Annotated in this window: 18 protein-coding genes and 1 pseudogene; 6 read left to right on the top strand and 13 right to left on the bottom strand. The window is 66.6% G+C overall.

The genetic code is table 11. The features are described 5' to 3' along the window. Positions 1-34 precede the first annotated feature (34 nt). Positions 35-874, bottom strand: coding sequence for an alpha/beta hydrolase (locus A5744_RS23830; RefSeq protein ID WP_076064841.1), 840 nt, complete (start codon positions 872-874; stop codon positions 35-37). On the opposite strand from A5744_RS23830, the pseudogene A5744_RS23825 reads away from it, so the two are divergent. Both A5744_RS23825 and A5744_RS23820 read left to right on the top strand, forming a co-directional pair. Further along, a pseudogene (locus A5744_RS23825) lies at positions 822-1,924 on the top strand (sigma-70 family RNA polymerase sigma factor). The gene A5744_RS23830 and the pseudogene A5744_RS23825 overlap by 53 nt on opposite strands. 94 nt (positions 1,925-2,018) lie before the next feature. Then, on the top strand, positions 2,019-3,437 hold the full coding sequence (locus A5744_RS23820) for an alpha/beta hydrolase domain-containing protein (RefSeq protein ID WP_076064833.1): 1,419 nt from the start codon (positions 2,019-2,021) through the stop codon (positions 3,435-3,437). On the opposite strand, the gene A5744_RS23815 is transcribed toward A5744_RS23820, so the two are convergent. Then, a complete protein-coding gene (locus A5744_RS23815; protein WP_076064832.1) occupies positions 3,429-4,562 on the bottom strand; it encodes a dihydrodipicolinate reductase in 1,134 nt (377 codons plus the stop codon). The genes A5744_RS23820 and A5744_RS23815 overlap by 9 nt on opposite strands. Before the next feature lie 104 nt (positions 4,563-4,666). On the opposite strand from A5744_RS23815, the gene A5744_RS23810 reads away from it, so the two are divergent. The 4 genes from A5744_RS23810 to A5744_RS23795 all read left to right on the top strand — a co-directional run bounded on the left by A5744_RS23810 (position 4,667) and on the right by A5744_RS23795 (position 8,910). Next, on the top strand, positions 4,667-5,488 hold the full coding sequence (locus A5744_RS23810) for a MarR family transcriptional regulator (protein ID WP_076064831.1): 822 nt from the start codon (positions 4,667-4,669) through the stop codon (positions 5,486-5,488). A 4-nt stretch (positions 5,489-5,492) separates the two neighbouring features. Next, positions 5,493-6,218: a pirin-like bicupin family protein gene (locus A5744_RS23805; protein WP_076064830.1), complete on the top strand. Its 726-nt coding sequence runs from the start codon at positions 5,493-5,495 to the stop codon at positions 6,216-6,218. Between the two features lie 36 nt (positions 6,219-6,254). Continuing rightward, positions 6,255-7,721, top strand: a complete 1,467-nt coding sequence (locus tag A5744_RS23800) for a YhgE/Pip domain-containing protein (RefSeq protein ID WP_083679384.1) — start codon at positions 6,255-6,257, stop codon at positions 7,719-7,721. A 79-nt stretch (positions 7,722-7,800) separates the two neighbouring features. Continuing rightward, a complete protein-coding gene (locus A5744_RS23795) occupies positions 7,801-8,910 on the top strand; it encodes a phosphodiester glycosidase family protein (RefSeq protein WP_139329462.1) in 1,110 nt (369 codons plus the stop codon). On the opposite strand, the gene A5744_RS23790 is transcribed toward A5744_RS23795, so the two are convergent. From A5744_RS23790 to A5744_RS23740, 11 genes are all read right to left on the bottom strand, one after another. Next, a complete protein-coding gene (locus tag A5744_RS23790; protein WP_076064828.1) occupies positions 8,903-9,604 on the bottom strand; it encodes a YoaK family protein in 702 nt (233 codons plus the stop codon). The two genes, A5744_RS23795 and A5744_RS23790, sit on opposite strands and share 8 nt — an antisense overlap. A 25-nt stretch (positions 9,605-9,629) precedes the next feature. Continuing rightward, a complete protein-coding gene (locus tag A5744_RS23785) occupies positions 9,630-10,397 on the bottom strand; it encodes a mammalian cell entry protein (RefSeq protein ID WP_076064827.1) in 768 nt (255 codons plus the stop codon). Continuing rightward, on the bottom strand, positions 10,364-10,918 hold the full coding sequence (locus tag A5744_RS23780; protein WP_076064826.1) for a mammalian cell entry protein: 555 nt from the start codon (positions 10,916-10,918) through the stop codon (positions 10,364-10,366). Before A5744_RS23780 ends, A5744_RS23785 begins: the two co-directional genes overlap by 34 nt. Continuing rightward, positions 10,915-11,901 (bottom strand): RDD family protein, encoded by a 987-nt coding sequence (locus A5744_RS23775; protein WP_076064825.1) that lies wholly within the window; start codon positions 11,899-11,901, stop codon positions 10,915-10,917. Before A5744_RS23775 ends, A5744_RS23780 begins: the two co-directional genes overlap by 4 nt. Beyond that, on the bottom strand, positions 11,898-12,746 hold the full coding sequence (locus A5744_RS23770; protein WP_076064824.1) for an Mce protein: 849 nt from the start codon (positions 12,744-12,746) through the stop codon (positions 11,898-11,900). The genes A5744_RS23775 and A5744_RS23770 overlap by 4 nt, the downstream gene beginning before the upstream one ends. Then, complete coding sequence (locus A5744_RS23765; protein ID WP_076064823.1) at positions 12,716-14,269, bottom strand: MCE family protein; 1,554 nt, start codon at positions 14,267-14,269, stop codon at positions 12,716-12,718. The genes A5744_RS23770 and A5744_RS23765 overlap by 31 nt, the downstream gene beginning before the upstream one ends. After that, positions 14,263-15,414 carry a virulence factor Mce family protein gene (locus A5744_RS23760; RefSeq protein WP_076064822.1) on the bottom strand — a complete coding sequence of 384 codons (1,152 nt, stop codon included), beginning with the start codon at positions 15,412-15,414 and terminating at the stop codon, positions 14,263-14,265. Before A5744_RS23760 ends, A5744_RS23765 begins: the two co-directional genes overlap by 7 nt. 11 nt (positions 15,415-15,425) lie before the next feature. Then, positions 15,426-17,042, bottom strand: coding sequence for a virulence factor Mce family protein (locus A5744_RS23755; RefSeq protein WP_076064821.1), 1,617 nt, complete (start codon positions 17,040-17,042; stop codon positions 15,426-15,428). Beyond that, positions 17,039-18,628 carry a virulence factor Mce family protein gene (locus A5744_RS23750; RefSeq protein WP_076064820.1) on the bottom strand — a complete coding sequence of 530 codons (1,590 nt, stop codon included), beginning with the start codon at positions 18,626-18,628 and terminating at the stop codon, positions 17,039-17,041. The genes A5744_RS23755 and A5744_RS23750 overlap by 4 nt, the downstream gene beginning before the upstream one ends. Next, complete coding sequence (locus A5744_RS23745) at positions 18,625-19,665, bottom strand: virulence factor Mce family protein (RefSeq protein ID WP_076064819.1); 1,041 nt, start codon at positions 19,663-19,665, stop codon at positions 18,625-18,627. The genes A5744_RS23750 and A5744_RS23745 overlap by 4 nt, the downstream gene beginning before the upstream one ends. Next, positions 19,662-20,206: MCE family protein (locus A5744_RS23740; protein WP_170874576.1), on the bottom strand; the 545-nt coding region annotated here is incomplete at its 5' end. The genes A5744_RS23745 and A5744_RS23740, both read right to left, overlap by 4 nt.

Below are 20,206 nucleotides of genomic sequence, written 5' to 3'. Positions count from 1 at the left end.
GTCGTCAAACTAACGGACCGATCCGACACGTCGCTTACAGCCGCTCGGTGATCCACGAGACGACGTCCTCGAGGACCTGGTCACGCTCGGGCTCGTTGAAGACCTCGTGGTACAGCCCGGGATAGACCTTCAACGTGACGTCGGTGGAGCCGACGCATTCGATCAGGCGGCGGCTGCCCGCGACGGGAATCAGCCGGTCGTCGGAGCCGTGCACCACCAGCAGCGGCGCGGTCAGCGCCGGCGCCCGCCGCGGCATCGTCTCGCCGACCTGCAGCAGCGCACGCCCGATTCCGGTCGGGACCTTGCCGTGGTACACCAGCGGGTCGGCGTTGTAGGCCGCCACCACCGCGGGGTCCCGGGAGATGGCGTTGACGTCGAGATCCTGCACCGGAAGGCCGGGCGCGACGACGCCCAGCACTTTGGCGGCGATCGCCATCAGCGGATTCACCTGCTCCTGGGCCGCCACCGCCGGACCCGACAACACCATCAGGTCGTAGTTGTCCGGGCGTTCGACGCCGTAGGCGAAGACGATCCCCCCGCCCATGCTGTGCCCGAGCACGACGCATTTGAGGCCGTGGTGTTCGCGGGTGGCGATGCCGACCAGGGTGTCGAAGTCGGCCGTGTACTCGGAGATGTCGCGCACCAGCACCCGCTTGCCGCCGGAGCGGCCGTGGCCCCGGTGGTCCAGCGCGTAGGTGACCAGCCCGGCGCGGCCAAAGCACTGCGCGACGTGGTCGTAGCGGCGGGCGTACTCGCCCAGACCGTGTGAGAGCACGACCACGGCTCGCGGCGCGGTGTCCGGACTCCAGACGTCGTAGACGATGCGCACGCCGCCCAGGCCGTCGAAACTTCTTTCGCTGCGGGTCGTACTCATCATGTGGCAGCGTAGTGGCCACCTCGCCGGGATGCGTCGGAGGCTCTGCGTACGCTCGAAGCCGTGACTGTGCTCGCGGAAAACCCCCAGAGCGAGCCCGGCGGGGATTTCTCGGCCCATGCCGAGCCGTACCGGCGTGAACTGCTCGCGCACTGCTATCGGATGACCGGCTCCGTGCACGACGCGGAGGACCTGGTGCAGGAGACGTTCCTGCGGGCCTGGAAGGCCTACGACCGCTTCGAGGGCAAGTCGTCGATACGAACCTGGCTGCACCGCATCGCCACCAACACCTGCCTGACCGCGCTGGAGGGCCGGCAGCGGCGGCCGTTGCCGACCGGGTTGGGGAGTCCCAGCTCGGACCCGGGGGCGGAGCTGGTGGAGCGCCGCGAGGTGCCCTGGCTGGAGCCGCTGCCCGACCCGACGGACGAACCCGCCGACCCTTCGGTCATCGTCGAGTCCCGGGAATCGGTGCGGTTGGCGTTCGTCGCTGCGCTGCAGCACCTCTCACCCCGGCAGCGGGCGGTGCTGTTGCTGCGCGACGTGCTGCAGTGGAAGTCCGCCGAGGTGGCCGACGCGATCGGTACCACCACGATCGCCGTCAACAGCCTGCTGCAGCGGGCCCGCTCGCAGATGGAAGCCGTCGGCCCCAGCTCCGGTGACCGGTTGGCCGCGCCGGAATCGCCGGAGGCGCAGGACCTGCTGGACCGCTACATCGCGGCCTTCGAGGCCTACGACATCGACCGGTTGGTCGAGCTGTTCACCGCGGAGGCGGTCTGGGAGATGCCGCCATACACCGCCTGGTACCAAGGCCCGCGCGACATCGTCAGCCTCATCCATCAGCAGTGCCCCGCCGAGTCCGCCGGCGACATGCGCATGATCGGCTTGACCGCCAACGGCCAGCCCGCCGCGGCGATGTACATGCGCGACGGCGATGTGCACCTGCCCTTTCAGCTGCACGTGCTCGATGTGCGCGGCGACCGGGTCGCACACGTGGTCGCCTTCCTCGACGAGGCGTTGTTCGCGAAGTTCGGGTTGCCCGCCTCGCTATGAGGCTGCGCGCCTCGACCGTGACGCTACGGTCACATTCGACGCCCAGCGTGACGGCAGCGTCACGTTCGGCGCAGACGTCGGAAGGGTGCGGCAGATGACGGAATCCCCGCAGGCGGTACCGGTAGCCGGTCGGCCGCTACTGCTGCTGGGCGCCTTCGACATTGGCAGTGTGGGCTGTGCGGCCGAGGAATTCTTCCTCTCCGGGACGGCGAGGTCCTACGCCCCCGAAACGGCGCTGAGGCCCGACGGTCGGTGGAGCGTAACCCCTTGCGGCACTGCCGATTACACCACTCGCGCGGTGGTATTGACGCCGACGGACCCGGCCCGGTTCAACGGGACAGTGCTCGTCGAATGGCTCAACGTGAGCGGCGGCATCGACGCTCCCGCGGTGTGGATGATGGCGCATCGCGAGGTACTTCGCTCGGGCTACGCCTACGTCGCGGTCTCGGCCCAGCGGGTGGGGATCGACGGCGGCGAGAGCCTGCTCGGCTTCGACATGTCGCTGAAGACCCAGGACCCGGCACGGTATGCACCCCTGAGCCATCCCGGGGACGCGTTCGCCTACGACATCTTTTCCCAAACCGCCGAATTCGCCAGGGGGATCCTGCCCGGGGTGCAACACGTGGTCGCGGTGGGCGAGTCCCAATCCGCGATGTTCCTCACGACCTATGTCAACGCCGTCGATCCGCTCGCCCGAGCCTACGACGGCTTCCTGGTCCATTCCCGATTCGGTTCTGCCGCACCGCTTGACGGCATTTCCATCTTCGATGAATCGCAGACCGGCATGCCGGATGCGGTGCGGTTCCGTCCGGACCTGCGCGTCCCGCTCGTCACGATCATCACCGAAACCGACCTCTTGGGCCCGGTGCGGTATGGCTACTACTTCGCCCAGCAACCCGACAACGAATGGCTGCGGGTCTGGGAGATCCCCGGGGCCGCTCATGCCGACAACTACACGATCCAGGTGGCGCCGATCGACAGCGGCTCGGCGCCTCTCGACGACATCGTGGCGGCCTACGCGCCGACCAACATGCTGATGGGTCAGCAACTCGGGCACTGCATCAACTTTGCGCCGCAACACCACTACGTGGTGCAGGCCGCGCTCGCGGCGCTGAACACATGGGTCCGCACCGGCGAGCCGGCGCCCACCGCCCCACCCATCGCCGTGCGCGAAACCGACCAGCCCCAACCGATTCTGGACGCCAACGGCCTGGCCCGCGACGGCATCAGGACCCCCTGGGTGGACGTGCCGATCGCGCGAACCTCCGGCATGGGCGCCTCAGGCGTCTCGGAGCTCGACCCGTCAAGCGTCATGACGGCGATCTTCGGCTCGGGCGAACGTTTCGACGACGCCACCGTGCGCCGGCTCTACCCGGGCGGGGCCGGCGAATACCTCGAACGGTTCACCGCCGCACTGGATACGGCGATCCAGTCCGGGTTCATCCTGGCAGCGGATCGCGCCGAGATTCTCGAAATCGCCGACGCGACCTATCCGCGCGGCCGCTCAGAATAGGCGGCTGTCCGGCGGCGGCCCCTCCACCGGGCGCACCAGCCCGGTCCCGGTGATCAGCGGCAGGTCCAGTGCCGACAGCAACCCGGGTGCGGCGGCACACACCGCGGGGATCGCGTTGACCATGCGCGACGCGCCCGCGACGCGCGCGCCCAGATCGTGGTCGTGGTCCTCGGCCATCTCGAACTCGCAGCGCATGCTCGGCGAACCCTCGATCTCGACGCGGTAAAGCCCACGCCCGGAAGCCAATCCGTAGCCGAGGTCCTTGGGCTCGATGGAGATGTTCGGCTGCGGCCAGTCCGGTGCGATGTCGTCGCGCATCCGGGTGACGTGGTCGATGACGAACGTCGGCTTGTCGCCGACGTAACCGGTCAGCGTCGAGCGCATCGCCGCGATGGTGCCGGCCGCGATGTGCCCGGTGGGCGTGTCGAAGGCCTCGGTGGCAGGCAGTCGCTCGTTGCTCTCCTCGATGTTGTCGATTTTGACTCCCAGCCCCGACGCGAGCTGGTGCAGCACCGGGCCCCAGCCGAAGGTGAACACCCCGGGCGTGGCAGCGAAAGCGGCGGATTCGGGCGGCTTGCCGAAGCCAAGGATCTCGTATACGGCGGCCTTGTCGGGGTAGGTGGCGTAGTTGAACATCTCCGTCACCCGGACCGACTCGATGGCCCGGGATACGCCCGTAAGGACCAGCGGCAGAACGTCATTGGCGAACCCCGAGTCGATGCCGGTGGTGAAGAACGACACGCCGCCCTCCAGCGCGGCGCGCCGCAGCGGCTCGGTGAAGGCCGCATCGACAGCGTCGGGGAACACCAGCGGCACCACCGAACACGACACCACGTTCTTGCCGGCCCGCAGGATCGACACCATGTCATCGACGGCCTCCAGCGGCCGCAGGTTGGCGCCGGCCGCGTACACCACCACGTCGGCGTTCCCGGCCAGCATCGGCGCGGGATCCTGGGTGGCGACCACACCGACCGGTGCGACGCCGCAGAGTTCGCCCGCGTCGCGGCCCGCCTTGGCGGCGCTGTGCACGACGACATCGACCAGTTCGAGCGCGGGGTGGTCGATGACACCCCGCAGGGCGATCACGCCCATCGAGCCCGGACCCCAGACGCCTACTTTGAACACAAACTATCTCCTAATATTAGGATGACTAGATCTACATTTGGGACAAATCTAGGGAGGTGGGCGTGGCTGCGTCAACCGTCAAATCGCCGCCAACCGGCCGGGTGATGGATGTGCTTGCCACGCTTGCGGATTCACCCCAGGGGCGGACCTCGGCCGAGCTGGCGAAGAGCTGCGGGATCAGCACCTCGACGTGCGCCCTGGTGTTGGCGGAGCTGGAGCGGGGAGCATGGGTGACGCGGCGCGAGGACCGCCGCTTCTTTTTGGGCAGCGGGTTGTTCGCGCTAGTCCACGGGCTGCGGACGCAGTTCCCGCTGCTAGACCGGGGGCGCGAGGCGCTGTCCTTCCTGCACGACACCCTCGGCGCCGGCTGCTCGATGTCGAAGATCGGCGAGAAGCAGCTGACCACCGTCGATGCCGTCGGGCACGCCACTGACGGCGAGCACGCCGTCGGCCAGCGCTTCCCCATCGACCCACCGTTCGGACTGGTCGCGATGGCCTGGCGCGACGACGATTCCGTCCGGGCCTGGTTGCATCGGGTGACGCCCCGGCTGACCCTCGCCGAGATCGCCGACCATCAGCGGGTGCTGGCCGACATCCGGGCCCGCGGCTATGGCGCGTGGCGGTTCGACGATACCCACCGATCGCTGCACGACAGGCTGGCCGCAGCGCTGGCGTCGCTGGAGCCGACGGCACAGGTGACCCGGCGGTTGACCACGCTGATGACGATGGTGACGTTGCAGTCGGTCACCGATGTCCTCGAAACCGAGCTGGCCGCAACGGAATTCGTTGTGCTGCCGATTTTTGGGCCGGATGGCCAGCCCGAGTACCAAATCGAGATCCACCTGGGCCGCCCGGCCGGGCTGGCGCTGCCGGAGCTGGACGACGCGCTGCGGCACGCGCAAGGGCTGCTGACCCCACTAGGCTGAGGACATGCCCGCCAACTCCGAGATTCGGCGTGCGGCCGACCGGGCCGTCACCACGACGTCGTGGCTACGGTCCAGGCATTCGTTCTCGTTCGGTGACCATTACGACCCCGACAACACCCACCACGGGCTGCTCTTGGTGAACAACGACGACATCGTGGAGCCCGGAAGCGGATTCGACACCCACCCGCACCGCGACATGGAGATCGTGACATGGGTGCTGCAAGGTGAACTCACACACCAGGATTCGGCCGGCAACCGCGGAGTGATCTATCCCGGCCTGGCCCAACGCATGTCGGCCGGCAGCGGAATCCTGCATTCGGAAAAGAACGAGTCATCAACGGATCCCGTGCATTTCGTGCAGATGTGGGTGATCCCCGACGAGACCGGCATCTCCCCCAGCTATCAGCAGCACGAGGTGGACCCCGACCTGCTGGAAGGCGGGCTTGTGACCATCGCCTCAGGCATACCCGGACATGAGGCGGCCATCACGCTGCACAACCGCAACGCCGCGCTGCATTGCGCGCGCCTGCGACCTGGCGACTCGGTGAACCTTCCGCGGGCCCCCTACCTGCATCTCTTCGTGCCGCGCGGGCGGGGCAGCGTGGAGGAGACCGGAGAGGTCGAAGCGGGCGACGCGATCCGGTTCACCGACGCCGACGGCCGGCGGCTGACCGCGGGCGAGCCGACGGAACTGCTCATTTGGGAGATGCATACCGGTCTGGGCGGTTGAGACGACATAGAGTGGGCACGACAGACAGGAGCCCGCATGTCTCAATCGCAGCCGCGGCACGCGGCGCCGAACCCCAAGCGAAACATAAAAGCGCTACGGACCGTGCGGTTCTGGGCGTTGCCGATCGTCGTCACGCTGGCCCTCATGTCGGCGCTGTGCGCCCTGTATTTGGGCGGGATCCTCAACCCGACAACCAACCTGCGGCATTTCCCCATCGCGGTGGTGAACCAGGACGCCGGGCCGGCGGGCAAGCAGATCGTCGACGGTCTGGTCGCAGGCTTGGACAAGGACAAGTTCGACATCCGGGTCGTCACCCATGACGAGGCCCAGCGCATGCTGGACCGGGCCCAGGTGTACGGCGAGGCGGTGATACCGCCGACGTTCTCGTCGAGGCTGCGGGACTACGGGGCGAGCGCGGTCACGACCGGCCGCTCCGAGCGGCCGGTGATCTCGATATCGACAAACCCGCGGGCGGGCACGCTGGGCTCCAGCATCGCCGGGCAGACCCTCACCCAGGCGATGGCGGTTGTCAATAGCAAAGTGGGCCAACGGCTTTCCGCCGACGTGGCGGCCCAAACCGGCGGGGCGCCGATGGCGGGCGCGGCCGTGGTGGGGCTTGCCAGTCCAATCGACATCAAGTCCGGCGTGTACAACCCATTACCGAACGGAACGGGCAACGGGCTGTCGGCGTTCTATTACGCGCTGTTGCTGCTGCTCGCGGGATTCACCGGCAGCATCGTCGTCAGCACACTGGTCGACTCGCTGCTCGGCTACGTGCCGGCGGAATGGGGCCCGGTTTACCGATTTGCCGAGCAGGCCAACATCTCTCGATTCCGCACCCTGTTGGTCAAGTGGGGAATCATGGCGATCCTGGCCCTGCTCACGTCGGCGGTCTATCTGGCGATCGCGCACGGCCTCGGGATGCCGATCCCACTTGGCTGGCAGCTGTGGCTGTACGGGGTGTTCGCGATCATCGCCGTGGGCATCACGTCGAGTTCTCTGATTGCAGTGCTGGGCTCGATGGGCCTGTTGTTTTCGATGTTGATCTTCGTGATCCTCGGCTTACCGTCGGCAGGAGCCACCGTCCCGCTGGAGGCGGTGCCGCCGTTCTTCCGTTGGCTGGCCGAATTCGAGCCGATGCACCAGGTGTTCCTCGGCGTGCGGTCGCTGGTGTACCTGGGCGGCCACGGGGATGCCGGTTTGTCGCAGGCGTTGCTGATGACCTTCGTGGGCCTGGTCATCGGGTTGTTGGTCGGCGGCATCATCACGCACCTGTACGACCGCAAGGGCTTTCACCGGATTCCCGGGGCCGTCGAACTGGCGATAGCCGCGGAACATCAAGCCCAGCATCAGGCGCGCGCAAGCAAGGAGGGCGCGCGCGCCGCCCAGCCCGAGGCCGAGCCCGAGCCCGAGCCCGAGGCTCCGGCCGGCGTCGAGGAGCACGAGGGCACCCTCGACGACGAACATCAGCCCGCGCACGAAAGCCCAAGCGAGCAAACGTAATTCCAGCGCGGCCGAAGCGTCACGCGTTTGTTACTTAAGTTGACAGTGGGGCCTGTGTGGCTGATGCTGTGCATGTTGCATCCTCACCCGGGCCGAAAGGGCTACCGTGCTGACCCGCCCCCCAGGTTGGCGCCGACTGGCCGCCTGCTGCACCGCCGTGCTCGCATGCGTGACGCTGGCGAGCACCACGGGCCAGCCCCTCGCGCGCGCCGCGGACGGCCGGGAGATGCTGGCCAGCGCCATCAGCACCACCCAGGGCTCCTACCTGGTGTACAACTTCGGCCCCGGTCATCCCACGCCGATGCTCAACGCCGGCGGTGGCTGGTACGAGATGAACAACGGCGGCCACCTGATGATCATCAAGAACGCGGCCGGGCGGCTTGCCCCGCATCTGTTGGTGGACAGCCACCAAGGTGACCAGGCGCGCTGCGAAAGCAATCCCGCCGCCCGAACCTCCGAGGGACTCTGGCAGGCCTCGGAGATCTACCCACCGCTGCAGGCGTGGCAGCGGATGGGACAACCGACGATCGCGATCAACGCCAACTTCTTCGACGTGCGCCCGCAGAAGGGGGGCTCCTGGCGGCAGACCGGCTGCAGTTCACCGCTGGGCGCGTTCGTGGACAACACCAACGGCCAGGGCCGCGCCAACCAGGCGGTCACCGGCACCGTCGCCTATCCCGGCAAGCAAGGCCTTTCGGGCGGGGGCGAGAGCTGGAGCGCGCTGACGACGATGATCCTCCCGTCGGGTGCGGCGCCGTATGTGGTGTGGCCGAAGGGCAAGAACGACTACGACTCCGCCACCCCGGTGATCCAGGACCTGCTCAACAAGAACGCGAGGTTCGTCGCGGTGTCCGGCATCGGGCTGCTGGCGCCGGGCAACACCGGGCAGCTCCACGACGGAGGTCCGAGCGCGGCGCGTACGGCCCTGGCCTACGCGAAGCAAAAGGACGAGATGTACATCTTCGAAGGCGGCAGCTACACACCGGACAACATCCAGGACCTGTTCCGCGGCCTCGGCAGCGACACGGCCGTCCTGCTCGACGGCGGTGGGTCCTCGGCCATTGTGCTGCGCCGCGAAACCGGCGGCATGTGGGCGGGCGCCGGGTCACCGCGGGGCTCGTGCGACACGCGGCAGGTGCTGTGCGACTCGCACGAGCGCGGCCTGCCGAGCTGGCTGGCATTCAATTAGCTTCGGCCGCAGCGCTTTTGGTGGCATTCGGCCCCAATCGGAAGATCAGCAGGCTTGCCGCCACCACCGCTGCGGTGACCCCGAACACCGGAGCGACGACGAACCGCGACATCGTCGCGCCGGCAAAGGCGCCGGCACACATCGTGAAAACGACGCTGAACCGCAGCTTTTCGCGGGCACCGGTACCGCCGGCGAGACGGCTGTCCAGGCCGAGGCTGACGATCGTCGAGGTCAACACCGTGGTGGAGAGTTCTTGGATCCCGAACTGGCGCGCACTCGAGTGCTGCAGACCGAACGTCACCGCGAGCGCGCCGATCAGGATCAGCTTGGTGTTGTCGTGATAGCGCAGCACTCCCGTCCCGCCCAGGATCGACAGCGCGATCAACAACACGATCTCCGCCGCCAACACCGTGGTGATCCACGACCGGGTGCGCTCGCCGAAGTGCCGTGCCAACCGGCCGCTGAGGATGGTGGTGCAGACGAAGGTGGGCAGTGCCACCACGACCGCGGTCAGGTCGATGCTGGTTTTCGGCGCGAGCCAGAAGCCAAGGAAGATCACGTTTCCGGTCATATTCGCGACGAACACGTGGCCGAGCGCCAGGATGCTGATCGAGTCGGCCAAGCCGGTGGCGAAGGTCAGCAACAACAACGCCGCAACGGTCGATCGCTCCGATACCGGCGAAGTAACGGCCATGGGATGCAGGGTCTTTCGGCCCGCGCTACGGCCGGGGCGTCAGATCCAGCGAGGTGATGGTCGTCATCCTGGTAACCAGCCAGCGCCCCTTCACGCGCTTCATGAACAGCCGGTAGGACAGGTACTTCAACGCCGGGATGTTCTTGGTCAGCGGGCTGGTTGACGTGGTGTTGGTATACACGATGACGACGGCGTTCGGGTCATCCAGCGATTCCACCGCCGCGCCGGTGACCTGGGTGCTGTTGGTCACTTTCGCCTGCTTGTTGGGCGCCACGATCGAGTCGACGAATTTGCGGTACTGGGCTTCAAAATCGCCACTGAGGTACGTCGCGGCGCGATCGGCCAGGCCGTCCATGTTCTCCGGGGTGTAGGTCCACAGGGTAGTGATCGCGTTGGCCGCGGTCCGGGCCACCTTGAGTTTGGTTGCGGCGGTGGCACGGTCGGTCAGGTAGGGCTGCAGGGTCGAACCCGCAAACGCCGCGGAACCGACGAAGAGCACCGCCGCCAGCGCGACGGCAATGGCCCTGCCCTTCCCGCCGAGTCGCTTGAAGCGGAAGCGGACGCGCTTTGGCTTGGACTTGGTCGTCGCTGCCGGCTCATCGGCCTTGTCGTCCTCGTCCGCCTCAGCGCCGGGCTCTTCGGCTTCTGTCGCCGCAGAGTCAGTTTCGTCCTGCTCGACGGAGTCGTCGCTCTGGGCTTCCTTGGTTACCTTGGCCACCTTGGCTTCTGGGGTTTCCGAAGTTTCCGAGGCCTTTTCGGTCAGATCACCTGCAGCAGGTTGCTGATCTTCCACTGCTTCCCTTCCTGCGTTGCGGTTACCGTCCACCGATTCGTGTTCTCGATTACCTGCTTCTCATCCGGCGACTTGGAGGTGACCGCGGTCGCCACCATTACGGTGACGGTGCCGTCGTCGTTCCAGCGTTCGACGCCGGTGCCCAGGACGGTGCCCGTGGCCGGTTCGGCGCGCGCGACCTGGAGCAGGATCTCGTTCGCCTTGTCCGTGTACTGCTTGGCGAACTCACCCGTCGCCTGGGCCAATATCCGGTCTACGTAGTTGTTGGCGTGAAAGGGATCGATGGAGGTGAACTCGGTCATGAAACCCGTCACGTAATTGAGCACCTGGCGGTCTTTCGCAGCCTGGTGTTCGGCGGACTGATGAGAGATCAGCATCAGGGTGGAGGCCGTGACCGCCGCCGCCAGGACGAGAGCGGCAACGGCGATCATGAGCGGGTACGCCGACGGCCGGTACGACGTCGGCGGGCGCACGACGAGCAGGGAGTCCTCGCCCGGCGCAAATTTGCGGCGCGGACTCATTTTCCGTTCCCGGGTGGTTTCGGTTTGGTCAGGACGCTGAGGTCGTCGACGAGCCAGTGGTCGTTGCCGCCTTTGGTGAAACTCACCCGCACGGTCGCGCTGATGTACCGCTGCTCGGGCCCCACACCGCGGCGCCCCTGCATGAACAACAGCATCGTCGCCCGGTCCGGCGTCGCCGATTCGATGGAGCCGTCGGTCACCCAGTACTCGTTGATGACCGGGTTGCCTTTTTCGACGATGCCCTGCTGTTCGGCGAGCTTGTGCCGATATTTGTCGGTCGCCAGCGATTGGGCGCGGGAAAAGTCGTCGTGCAGCGACTTCGGGTCGTACGTCAGCATCTGTGCGACGATCTTCGGCCCCTGCACCTGGATCTGGGCCTTGGTTTGTTCGCTTTCCCGATCGCGGGAATACACCACCAGATAGCTCACGCCGACGCCCGCAACGCACACCGCCGCCGCGGTGATGACCGCGACCGCGCTCCAGCGCCGCATGTTCGGCGGCCGCCGATCCGGTTCGACCCAGCGGGCCTCGGTGCGCAGCAGCATGTCGGCGAAGGTGCAGCCGCGTGAATCCCAAAGCGGCCATAGCCATCCCACCAGCGACACGGTGTCGAGGAGATGGGCGAGGTCCCGAAGCAGCAGCCCCCACACCCCGAGCGGCTCGCCGTCGCGGTGCAGCACCGTGATGCCACAGAGCGCGCGCCCCAGGCTCCAGCCGACGATGCTCGGCAACACCAACCGGTTGACCAACGTCAGCAGGATGGCCACGCCGAGGACCGAGACGCACACCCACCACCAGACCGGGTGCTTGCGGACGGTCAGCGCGGCCAACGCCATCGTCGCCACCACGGCACCCCCCGGAAGCACATCGAGGGCGAACGCACCCGCCCGGATGTGCCAGGGCGCCAATGCATTCCGCGGTGACTCCGGGACTTCCGCCTTGGTCTGGGTCTTAGCTTGCGTCTCCTCGACCACCACCGTCACTTCGTCACCTGGTCGAGCTTGGCGATCCTGTACTGACCCTCCGCGGTCGCCATCGTCACCCGCAGCCGATACCCGGTCTCGTTCTCCGACTTGTCGCTGGCGACCTTGACGCGCATCGCGACGAGTACGTCGATGGAACCGTCTTTGTTGTTGCGCTCCACCGCCGCTCGCACATCGGCCACCTGGACGTGGATGTTCGAAGCCTGGTACGCCTGAACGAGCATGCTGGTGTACAGCAGGGCTTGGGCGCGGAAAGCGTCTGTGCCGCAGTCGATGATCTTCTGCTCGCTCGCGACCATCGCGTTGGTGTCCGGCGCCTGGGTCGCCGAAACACAATCGACCGCCGCTTTGAGTGCCGCGGCGTTGTTGCGCGCGATCACCTGGCTGTCGTGGTGGTAGCGCAGCGCAAGATAGCCGCCGGCCCCGATGCCACCGGCCGCTAGGACCAGTGCCGCCGCGATACCGGCCACCCACCCGCGACCGAGCCGCGACGGGCGGCGCTCCGCGGCGGCATCCCCGCCTTCGACGGCAGCGTCCTCGGATTCTTCCGAATCCTCGGTAGTCACCTCAGCGCCGAGCTGCTCCGCTTCGCCCTCGGGCTCCGCCACGTCCGCCGTCTCGGGCTCCGCCGCGGCGGTCACCTCGTCGCTGGTTTCGTCAGCCTCGGATTCCGGCGAATCCTCGGCCGTCACCTCGGCGCTGGTTTCGTCGGTGCTGCTCTGGTCGGCCTCGACCTCGGAGTCCTGACGGTTCTTCCGCCCTGGCCTTAGGGAAAGCCTGCGCAGACGACGAGCAATCGGCATCGGTGGGGGGTTCAGCCGGCCGGCGCCAGCATCTCCTTCCATCCGTCGTCTCCTGTTTTAGTCGAGTTTTCGACGGACCATTTAACTCCGTCGGGCCCTATCAGTTGACCGCTCTGCGGACTGTATACCGCCGACGGGGGGCCCCCTCCCGGAGTGTAGACACACGGGTTGGGCTGCTGTCCGTTGCACGTCACGGTACCCGATCCCGGCCGCGACAACGGGTCGCTGGTCGGCGGGGGCGTCCCGGCGACCCGGTCCGAGGGCGCGGGGTTCATTCCGTTGTTGATCGACGGCGCCGGAATCACCATGCCCGGCCGCACCGACTGGTCACAGCGCGCGGCGGGCGCGGGGCAGGTCAGGATCTGGTTCGGGTCTCCGTACCAGGGGTTGGTTCCGGCCGGCACGTACGGCCTGGGGTCGCGGCACTCGCGTGGCGTGGCCGCCCGCTTACCGGGGATATCGACACACGGGATGTTGCGCGATCCACGCACGCTGTTGGCCGGCGTGTCCATCGGGATCTTGCAGTAGGTACCCGACGGCAGCGGCACCATGCTGGTGTCGGCCGGGGACCGCCATTCCGACGCGGGAACGAAACCCGTCAGGCAGGGTGGCGGCCAGTTGATCGACAGCCCCAGGTCGAGCGCCGCCTGGTTCGGGAACGGCGCGCCCACCGTCTGCGCGATCGACGCACCCTGCGGCAGGAACACCAGCACCTGTTCCAGACCGGTGTGGTAGCGCTTGAGCAGGTCGAACACGACCTCGAGGTTCGCCAGCGTCTGCGGTAGCGAATCCCGGACGTCGTTGAACACGTCGTTGACCTGATCGGCGGTCGGCGCCGCTTGGGACAGAATGCTTCTCACGTGCTGGTCGTTCGCCGCCGACTGCGCGGCCAAGGTGTTCAGGTTGCGCGCCCAACGCTCGATCGCGTCATTCGAATTGACCTGGCTGTCGAGGATCGGCCCGGAGTTCTGGACGATGTCGTTGACGTTGGTGATGTTGGTCCGAAAGTCCCCGACGATCGCCTGCGTGGAGTCGACGAGCCGTTGCAGGGCGGGCCCCAGCCCGCCGACCGATTCCGCGGTCTCGTCGAGCAGCTGGCCGATCTTGTCCTTCGGCAACACCGCAAGCCCCCGGTTGGCGGTGTCCAGCGCCGGCCCGATCTCGGAGGGCACCGTGCCCTTGGAAATGGTCTGTCCGTCGGAAAGGAACTTGCCGGGGTTGCCCGGCGACACCAGGTCCAGATACTGCTCACCGACCGCCGACACCGAGTGCACGTTGGCGATCGCGTCGATCGGGACCTTGTAGCGGCTGTCGATACTGAGCGTCGCTTCGGCGCCTTGTTCGGTGGGCTCGACGTCGGTGACCTTGCCGATGGTGATGCCGCGATAGGTCACGTTCCCCGTTGGATATAGCCCGCCCGAAGCCGGCAGCTCGGCCTTGAGCGTGTATCGACCGACGCCCATCAGGCTCGGGATCTGCAGGTAGTAGATGCCCAGCACACTCAGCGAGATCACCGTCAGGATCCCGAACAGTATGAGCTGGCGTCGAACGAAGGGAGTCAGCATTGTCCTCGCTCCGCCCTTTCCACCAGCGGTCCGCCGGGCGCGTCATTCGGGTTCGGCGTGTAGCGGACGTCGGGGATCATCGTCTCGGGATCGCGCCCGAACGACTGCTCGAGTGCGCGCAGGGCTCCCGATAACCCGGTACCGGTGAGGAACGCGTTGTCGATGGCGCTGTAGGTCAAGTCCAGTGTCAGCGACACGTTCATGTAGTCACCGCGGACCACCTTCGGAACGCTGTCGATGTCGAACGGCTGCGTGAGGATCAACTTCAGCGCGCCGATCAGGTACGGCGAGGCACGGCCGAGTTCCCGCAACGGGCATTGCAGCGATTGCAGATCCTGGTGCAGGGGGCCGCGCGCCTCGGACAGGTACTGGTCCGCGGCCTGGCTGAGCCGTCCCACCGAGTCGACCGCGTTGATCAGCAGCTGCTTGGTGTCGGCGAAATGCTTGATCAGCGGCGGGATGTCGGTCAGCACTCGATCCAGGACATCCGCACGTGCACCCACATAGACCAACAGCCGGTTGGTGGAATCAATCGCGTGGGTGATGTCGTCGCGCTGCTGATTGAGCTGGTTGGTGAAGGTATCCAGCTTGCCGAGGAAGGCCCGGATCTGCTCCCCACGCCCATTGAAGATGTTGAAGACCTCGTTCTGCAGCACTTCGAGGTTCGGAATGCCGCCACCGCGCAGGATCAACGACAGGCTGGCCAATGTTTCCTCGGTGGTGGGAAACGCGGACGAATTCTTCAGCGGAATGGTGTCGCCGGGCTTCAGCCGCTCCGGCGACGGGTTCGGCGGTGCGGCCAGCTCCACGTGCTGAGAACCCAGCAGTGAAGTCTGGCCGATCTTGGCGGTGGCGTTCTTCGGCAGCTTGACGCTCTTGTCCAGACCCAACGTCAGGGTGGCCACCCAGTTCTTCAACTTGATCTCTTTGATCGAGCCCACCAGGACGTCGGCCACCATGACCTTGCTGTTGTTGTTGATGGCCAACGTATCCGGCATCTGCACATAGATCGTGTAAGAACCCGACCCGGTACCGGGACCGCCCGGGATCGCCACATTGGAGATGCCACGCCAGCCGCACGAGCTCAGCGCCAGCGCGGCCACCAGCAACACCAGGCCCTGCCACGCGCGGCGGCGGATCAGCATCGTTGCGCCTCTCACTGGCCACCTCCTGGGTTAGCAGGCACCGGCGGCCCGCCGGCGTTGGGCGCGGGCGCTGCCACTGGCGCCGGGGTGGGAGCCACGGGACCCGGCGCCACGTCGGCTCCCGGCGGCGGCGGTGGGATCGGCACCTGCGGCGGGTTCTGGCCGATGACCGGCAATATCGGGTTCTCGTCGTAGGAGTTCGGCGGTCCGGGCGGCGTCTGCAAGGTCGACTGGACGGGCTCGATGTTCGGCCCACCCATGAGCTCGGCCAACGACTCCGGCGTCATCAGGTCCGCGGTGATCGGCCCCACCTGCTGCCCCTGCATGCCCGGGGCGACAATCCAGCCGTGCTGCGTGTTGCGGTGCGAGGTCGGGGTGTCCGGCGACCAGATCCCGGGGACGGTGGTGTCCTTGTACCCCGGCGGCGGCTGCAGCCGCGGCTCGGAGTAGGCGATCTCCTTGGGCAGCGTCTCGGCGGTGCTGAACAGGTTCAGACCGAACGGCGGGTAGTTGAACTTGATCGCGTCGAGGATCGGCGCCAGGTACTGCGCACACAGCTCGGCCGACTCCTGATAACCGAGCCGGCTGCCGGCCTGAATGGAGCTGCAGATGAACTGCATCGGGTTGGCGAAGTTGGTGATCGCGGGAATGGCGACAACCGCGCCGTGTGACGGGTGGTAGATCTGGTTGATGTTCGCCGCTGCCGTCGGGGTGACGTGCAGGGCGGTCTCCAGCCCGTTCAGCGAATCCGGTTGCAGCACCGTGTTAGTCGCGGTGGCCAGATTGTTGAGGTCGGCGGTCAACACCTCGCGGTTCTTGTCGAGGAACGGCCGCACGGTGGAAAGCAGGCCGTCGAACTGCTGCAGCGCGTTGGACAGGTCGGTGTCGTTTTGCGCGAGCCGACCGGTGACATCCGCCAGGTTCTGGTTCAGCGCGACGAACTGCTGATCGTCTTGGTGCAGCGCGTTGACGAACAGCGCAAGGCTGCGCACCACCGCAAAGAAGTCGCCGCGACCCTCATTGAGGGCGGTCAACGCCCGCGACAGGTTGTTCAGCGTCGTGTTGATCTGCTTGCTCTTGCCCGCCAGACCGTTGGCGAAGGACGTGATGACCTCACCGAACGGCCCCGTCGGCTGCTCTTTGGTCGGGCCGAGCTTGGAGATGATGTTGGTGATGCTGTTGCGCAATTGGTCCCACTCCACCGGGACCTGGGTGCGCTCTTCGGGGATCACCGCGTTGTCGCCGAGCACCGGGCCGCCCTTGTACACGGGCTCCAGCTGGATGGCCCGCGAGGCCACCAGGGTGGGGTTGAGGATTACCGCGGATGCGTTGGCGGGAACCTTGTATTTGTTCGCGTAGTGGAACGTCACCTTCATCTTGTCGCCCGTGGGCTCGATCTTGTCGATCGATCCCACCGGCAGACCCATGATCTGGACCTTGTCGCCCGGGTACAGCGCGTTCGCCGCCGGGAAGTAGGCGACCACGGTGTTATTGGTCAGCTTCTCGTAAAGCCGCCAGCCGACGTACCCCACGACGAGCGCCAGCACCACCACCAGCGACCCGACGATCAGCGTCGTGCGCGACAGCTTGGGTAGCCGCAGGTTGCGGATGTCGAAGACGGTGCTCAATTCTGGGTACCTCCCGTGACCCCGCTACCTCCGGCTCCGCCCGGATTGATGAAGGGAGCCGGCAACTGGTTGCCCGGCCCGGGCGGTGCCGGCGGACCCGGCGGCAGGGCCGGCGCGAAGGTCGACGGTGGCGGCGTCGGCCCGGCCGGTGCCAAGTTCTCGGTGCGCGCGCCCGGCGGTGCCTGAGGTGGCAGCGGCACCGGGGTCCCCGGAACGTTCGGCGGCGGGTCGCCGGGGCGCCCGGCGATCGGCATGCCCGGTGTGGGCGGCAGACCGTCGGGGTTCGGCGGCGACGTTTCGACGTCGACCGGCGCGGGGAAACCGACTCCACCGAACGGTCCGATAGCCGCACCCGCGCAGGGCAGCGGATTCCACGGCCGCGGCAGACCCTCATCCCCGACGGTGATGTTGCCGCCGGGATTCGCCGGACTGTAGGAGCACGGTGACCCGGGCGGGACGGCCGGTCCCGGATGATCCGGGGTGCCCTCCAGCACCGGCGGCGCGGGCGGCGGCGCACCGTTGGGGAACCGGGTGCCGTTGGGGTCGGGCCACCGGAAGGACGGCAACGCGGCGCCGCGCCAGAAGTTCTCCGGGTCGATCCCGCGCTTCTTGAAAGCGGCGTCGACCCACGGCTGAACGATCTGATACAGGGCCAGGTTGTGCAGGACCACCTTGAAGAATGGTCCCGACGCGATGGCCTCGTTCAGCGACGGCAGGAACATGCCCACCTCGGTGAGCCCCGCAGCAAGATCGTCTTTGCGCTCGACCAGGATCTGGCTGAGCGTACGCAGCTGTTCGAGCACGTGGTTCAGGTTCGGGTTGTCGTTGATGAACCCCTTGACCTGCTCCGAGAACGCGGCGACGTTCGCCAACAACGCGTTGATCGCCTGGCCGCGTTCGTTGAAAGCGGCCAGCAGCGTCTTGGCATTGACCAGCAGCCGGTCGACCTGCTCGCTGCGGTCACCGAGGACGCTGGCTACCTGATTGGCCTGGGCCAGAAGATGTTTGACCTCTTCGTCTCGTTTGCCGATCGTGTCGGAGAATTTGGCCACGCCCTCCAGCGCCGGGCTCAGGTGCGGGTAGGTCTGATCAATGGTCTGCGAGAGCACGTGCAGTGACTCTTTGACGGTGTCGATGTTCCAGCCCTGGGCGGCCTTGGTGACGTCGAAGAACGCGTCGTAGATCTGGTACGGGGTGGTGCTTTGCCCCAGCGGCAGTGTGGCGCCGGGCCGCAATTGCTGGTTGCCGCGCGGCTCGATCTCCATCACCTTCCTACCGAGGATGGTGTCGGTGCGGATCGCCAGCCGGCTCTCGCTGCCGATCGTGTTGGTGCCGATCGAGAACTTCATCAAGATGTGGTCGCCGTCGATCTTCATGGACTCGACCTTGCCGACGTCCATGCCGGCGATGCGCACCCGATCGCCCGCGCTGATGCCGCCGGAGTCGGTGAACTGCCCGTAGTACGCGGGCCTGGCCATCAGCATTGGGACAGTGGTGAAGCTTTGCCCCACGCCGATCGCGAGCACCGTCACGATGATGCCCATGAGCCCGATGCGCAGGCGATTCGGAGGTTCCAGCGATCTCATTGCGGCGTGCACCTACCTGTCGGCTGCTGGAAAAGCCGGACGGTGCGGATGGGCCCCCCGGCCTGTAGGCCGTTGATCTTCATCGTGATGTCGCAGGCGTAGAAGTTCACGAAGTCGCCGTAGGACCCGATGGCGCGCCCGATCATGTTCAACCCGGGCGGCACCTTCTTGAGGTAGTCCTGCAGTTGGTCCTGCTGGTCGATCAGCGGCTGCTGGACGGCGTCCAGGTAGTTGAGTGTCTTATGCAGCAGACCGCGGTCCTCGGCCAGCAGATCGGCCACCGTGCCGGCGGCATTGCTGATGTGCGCGGTCCCGCCCGCCAAGGGGTCGGCGTGGTTCTTCAGCCCGGTGATCAACACCTCGAGGTTGTTGACGGTCTGGTCGAACTGCTGGCGATGCCGAACCGTGGTGTCCAGCACGATGTTCAGGTTCTTGATCACCTCGCCGATCGCCTGATCGCGCTCCCCGAGCTGATTGGTCAGTTGGGCGGTGTTGTCCAGGATGTCGTTGATGGTGCCGCCCTGACCCTGGAACACCGTGATGAGCGCCGATGCGATCGTGTTGACCTTCTCGGGGTCCAGCGCGCGGAACAGCGGCTTGAAACCACCGATCAGGGCGTCGAGATCCAGCGCCGGCGACGTGCGAGACACCGGAATGAATCCACCCGGCGGCAGGATCCGGTCGGCGCCTTCGCCCTCGCCGCGTTTGAGCTCCAAATAGCGGTCACCGATCAGGTTGAGGTAGCGGATTTGCGCGGTCGTCGACTGATACAGCGGGACCGAGCGGTCGACGTTGAATTTCACCCGCACCCGCTTGCCACCGTCGACCAGCTCGACCGAGTCGACCTTGCCGATCTCCACCCCGGAGGCACGCACGAATTGGCCCTGCCGCAGCCCGCTGATGTTGATGAACTCCGCCGAGTACGCACTGGTGCGGTCGAACCTCATCTGGCCGAACACCACGACGATCATCACAGTGAACAGCAGCAGCACCAGCGAGAAGATGCTGAGTCGGACGATGGTACCGGTGATTTTCATGGGTTGATCGTGTTATCCCCTACCTGACGGCCCCACACGTACTCCATCGCATAGGGCGAACCGGTGTCGATGTGGTTGTACGGCGCGATGCTGTTGCCGGTGTCCATCACCAATTCGGGTGCGGGCCACAGATCGTGGGTGATGTGCTGCCAGCAGCCGGGCGCACCCCCCGGCCCACCGCGCGCGTTCACCCGCGGCAGGTTGTCCGGCCAGGTGTAGGGGTTCGGCGCGCCGCCGACCAGGCCGGCCAGCCCGCCGAGCATCGAGGCGATCAAGACGATCCCCGACAGCGGGTTCAGGATCGCGCTCAGCCCCGACAGCGCCTCGGTCTCGGTGTTCAGCGAGTAGCCGTTGCCGCCCAGGTACGTCCGGAGTTTGGGTTCCTCGTCGTGGTAGTTGCGGATGGTGCAGAAGATTTCGGGGCTGTAGGTGTCCAGCAGGTCGGCCGTGGGGACCAGGTCTTGGGCGCCGCGCGCCAGATACGGTCCACCCCGCTGGAAGATATCGGCCCCGGTGTTCCCGAACCCCGCCGCCGAGAGCA

It is taken from the genome of Mycobacterium sp. IS-1264 (assembly GCF_001954195.1).
Taxonomy (GTDB): Bacteria; Actinomycetota; Actinomycetes; order Mycobacteriales; family Mycobacteriaceae; genus Mycobacterium.
The sequence above is the reverse complement of the archived record's forward strand: the minus strand, read 5'-3'. Positions and strand labels throughout refer to the sequence as shown.

What these genes read in the sequence shown, in the direction of transcription:
- A5744_RS23830 (WP_076064841.1), bottom strand. Translation starts at nt 874, where the DNA reads ATGAGTACGACCCGCAGCGAAAGAAGTTTCGACGGCCTGGGCGGCGTG.
- A5744_RS23820 (WP_076064833.1), top strand. Translation starts at nt 2,019, where the DNA reads ATGACGGAATCCCCGCAGGCGGTACCGGTAGCCGGTCGGCCGCTACTG.
- A5744_RS23810 (WP_076064831.1), top strand. Translation starts at nt 4,667, where the DNA reads ATGGATGTGCTTGCCACGCTTGCGGATTCACCCCAGGGGCGGACCTCG.
- A5744_RS23805 (WP_076064830.1), top strand. Translation starts at nt 5,493, where the DNA reads ATGCCCGCCAACTCCGAGATTCGGCGTGCGGCCGACCGGGCCGTCACC.
- A5744_RS23800 (WP_083679384.1), top strand. Translation starts at nt 6,255, where the DNA reads ATGTCTCAATCGCAGCCGCGGCACGCGGCGCCGAACCCCAAGCGAAAC.
- A5744_RS23790 (WP_076064828.1), bottom strand. Translation starts at nt 9,604, where the DNA reads ATGGCCGTTACTTCGCCGGTATCGGAGCGATCGACCGTTGCGGCGTTG.
- A5744_RS23780 (WP_076064826.1), bottom strand. Translation starts at nt 10,918, where the DNA reads ATGAGTCCGCGCCGCAAATTTGCGCCGGGCGAGGACTCCCTGCTCGTC.
- A5744_RS23770 (WP_076064824.1), bottom strand. Translation starts at nt 12,746, where the DNA reads ATGGAAGGAGATGCTGGCGCCGGCCGGCTGAACCCCCCACCGATGCCG.
- A5744_RS23765 (WP_076064823.1), bottom strand. Translation starts at nt 14,269, where the DNA reads ATGCTGACTCCCTTCGTTCGACGCCAGCTCATACTGTTCGGGATCCTG.
- A5744_RS23760 (WP_076064822.1), bottom strand. Translation starts at nt 15,414, where the DNA reads ATGCTGATCCGCCGCCGCGCGTGGCAGGGCCTGGTGTTGCTGGTGGCC.
- A5744_RS23750 (WP_076064820.1), bottom strand. Translation starts at nt 18,628, where the DNA reads ATGAGATCGCTGGAACCTCCGAATCGCCTGCGCATCGGGCTCATGGGC.
- A5744_RS23745 (WP_076064819.1), bottom strand. Translation starts at nt 19,665, where the DNA reads ATGAAAATCACCGGTACCATCGTCCGACTCAGCATCTTCTCGCTGGTG.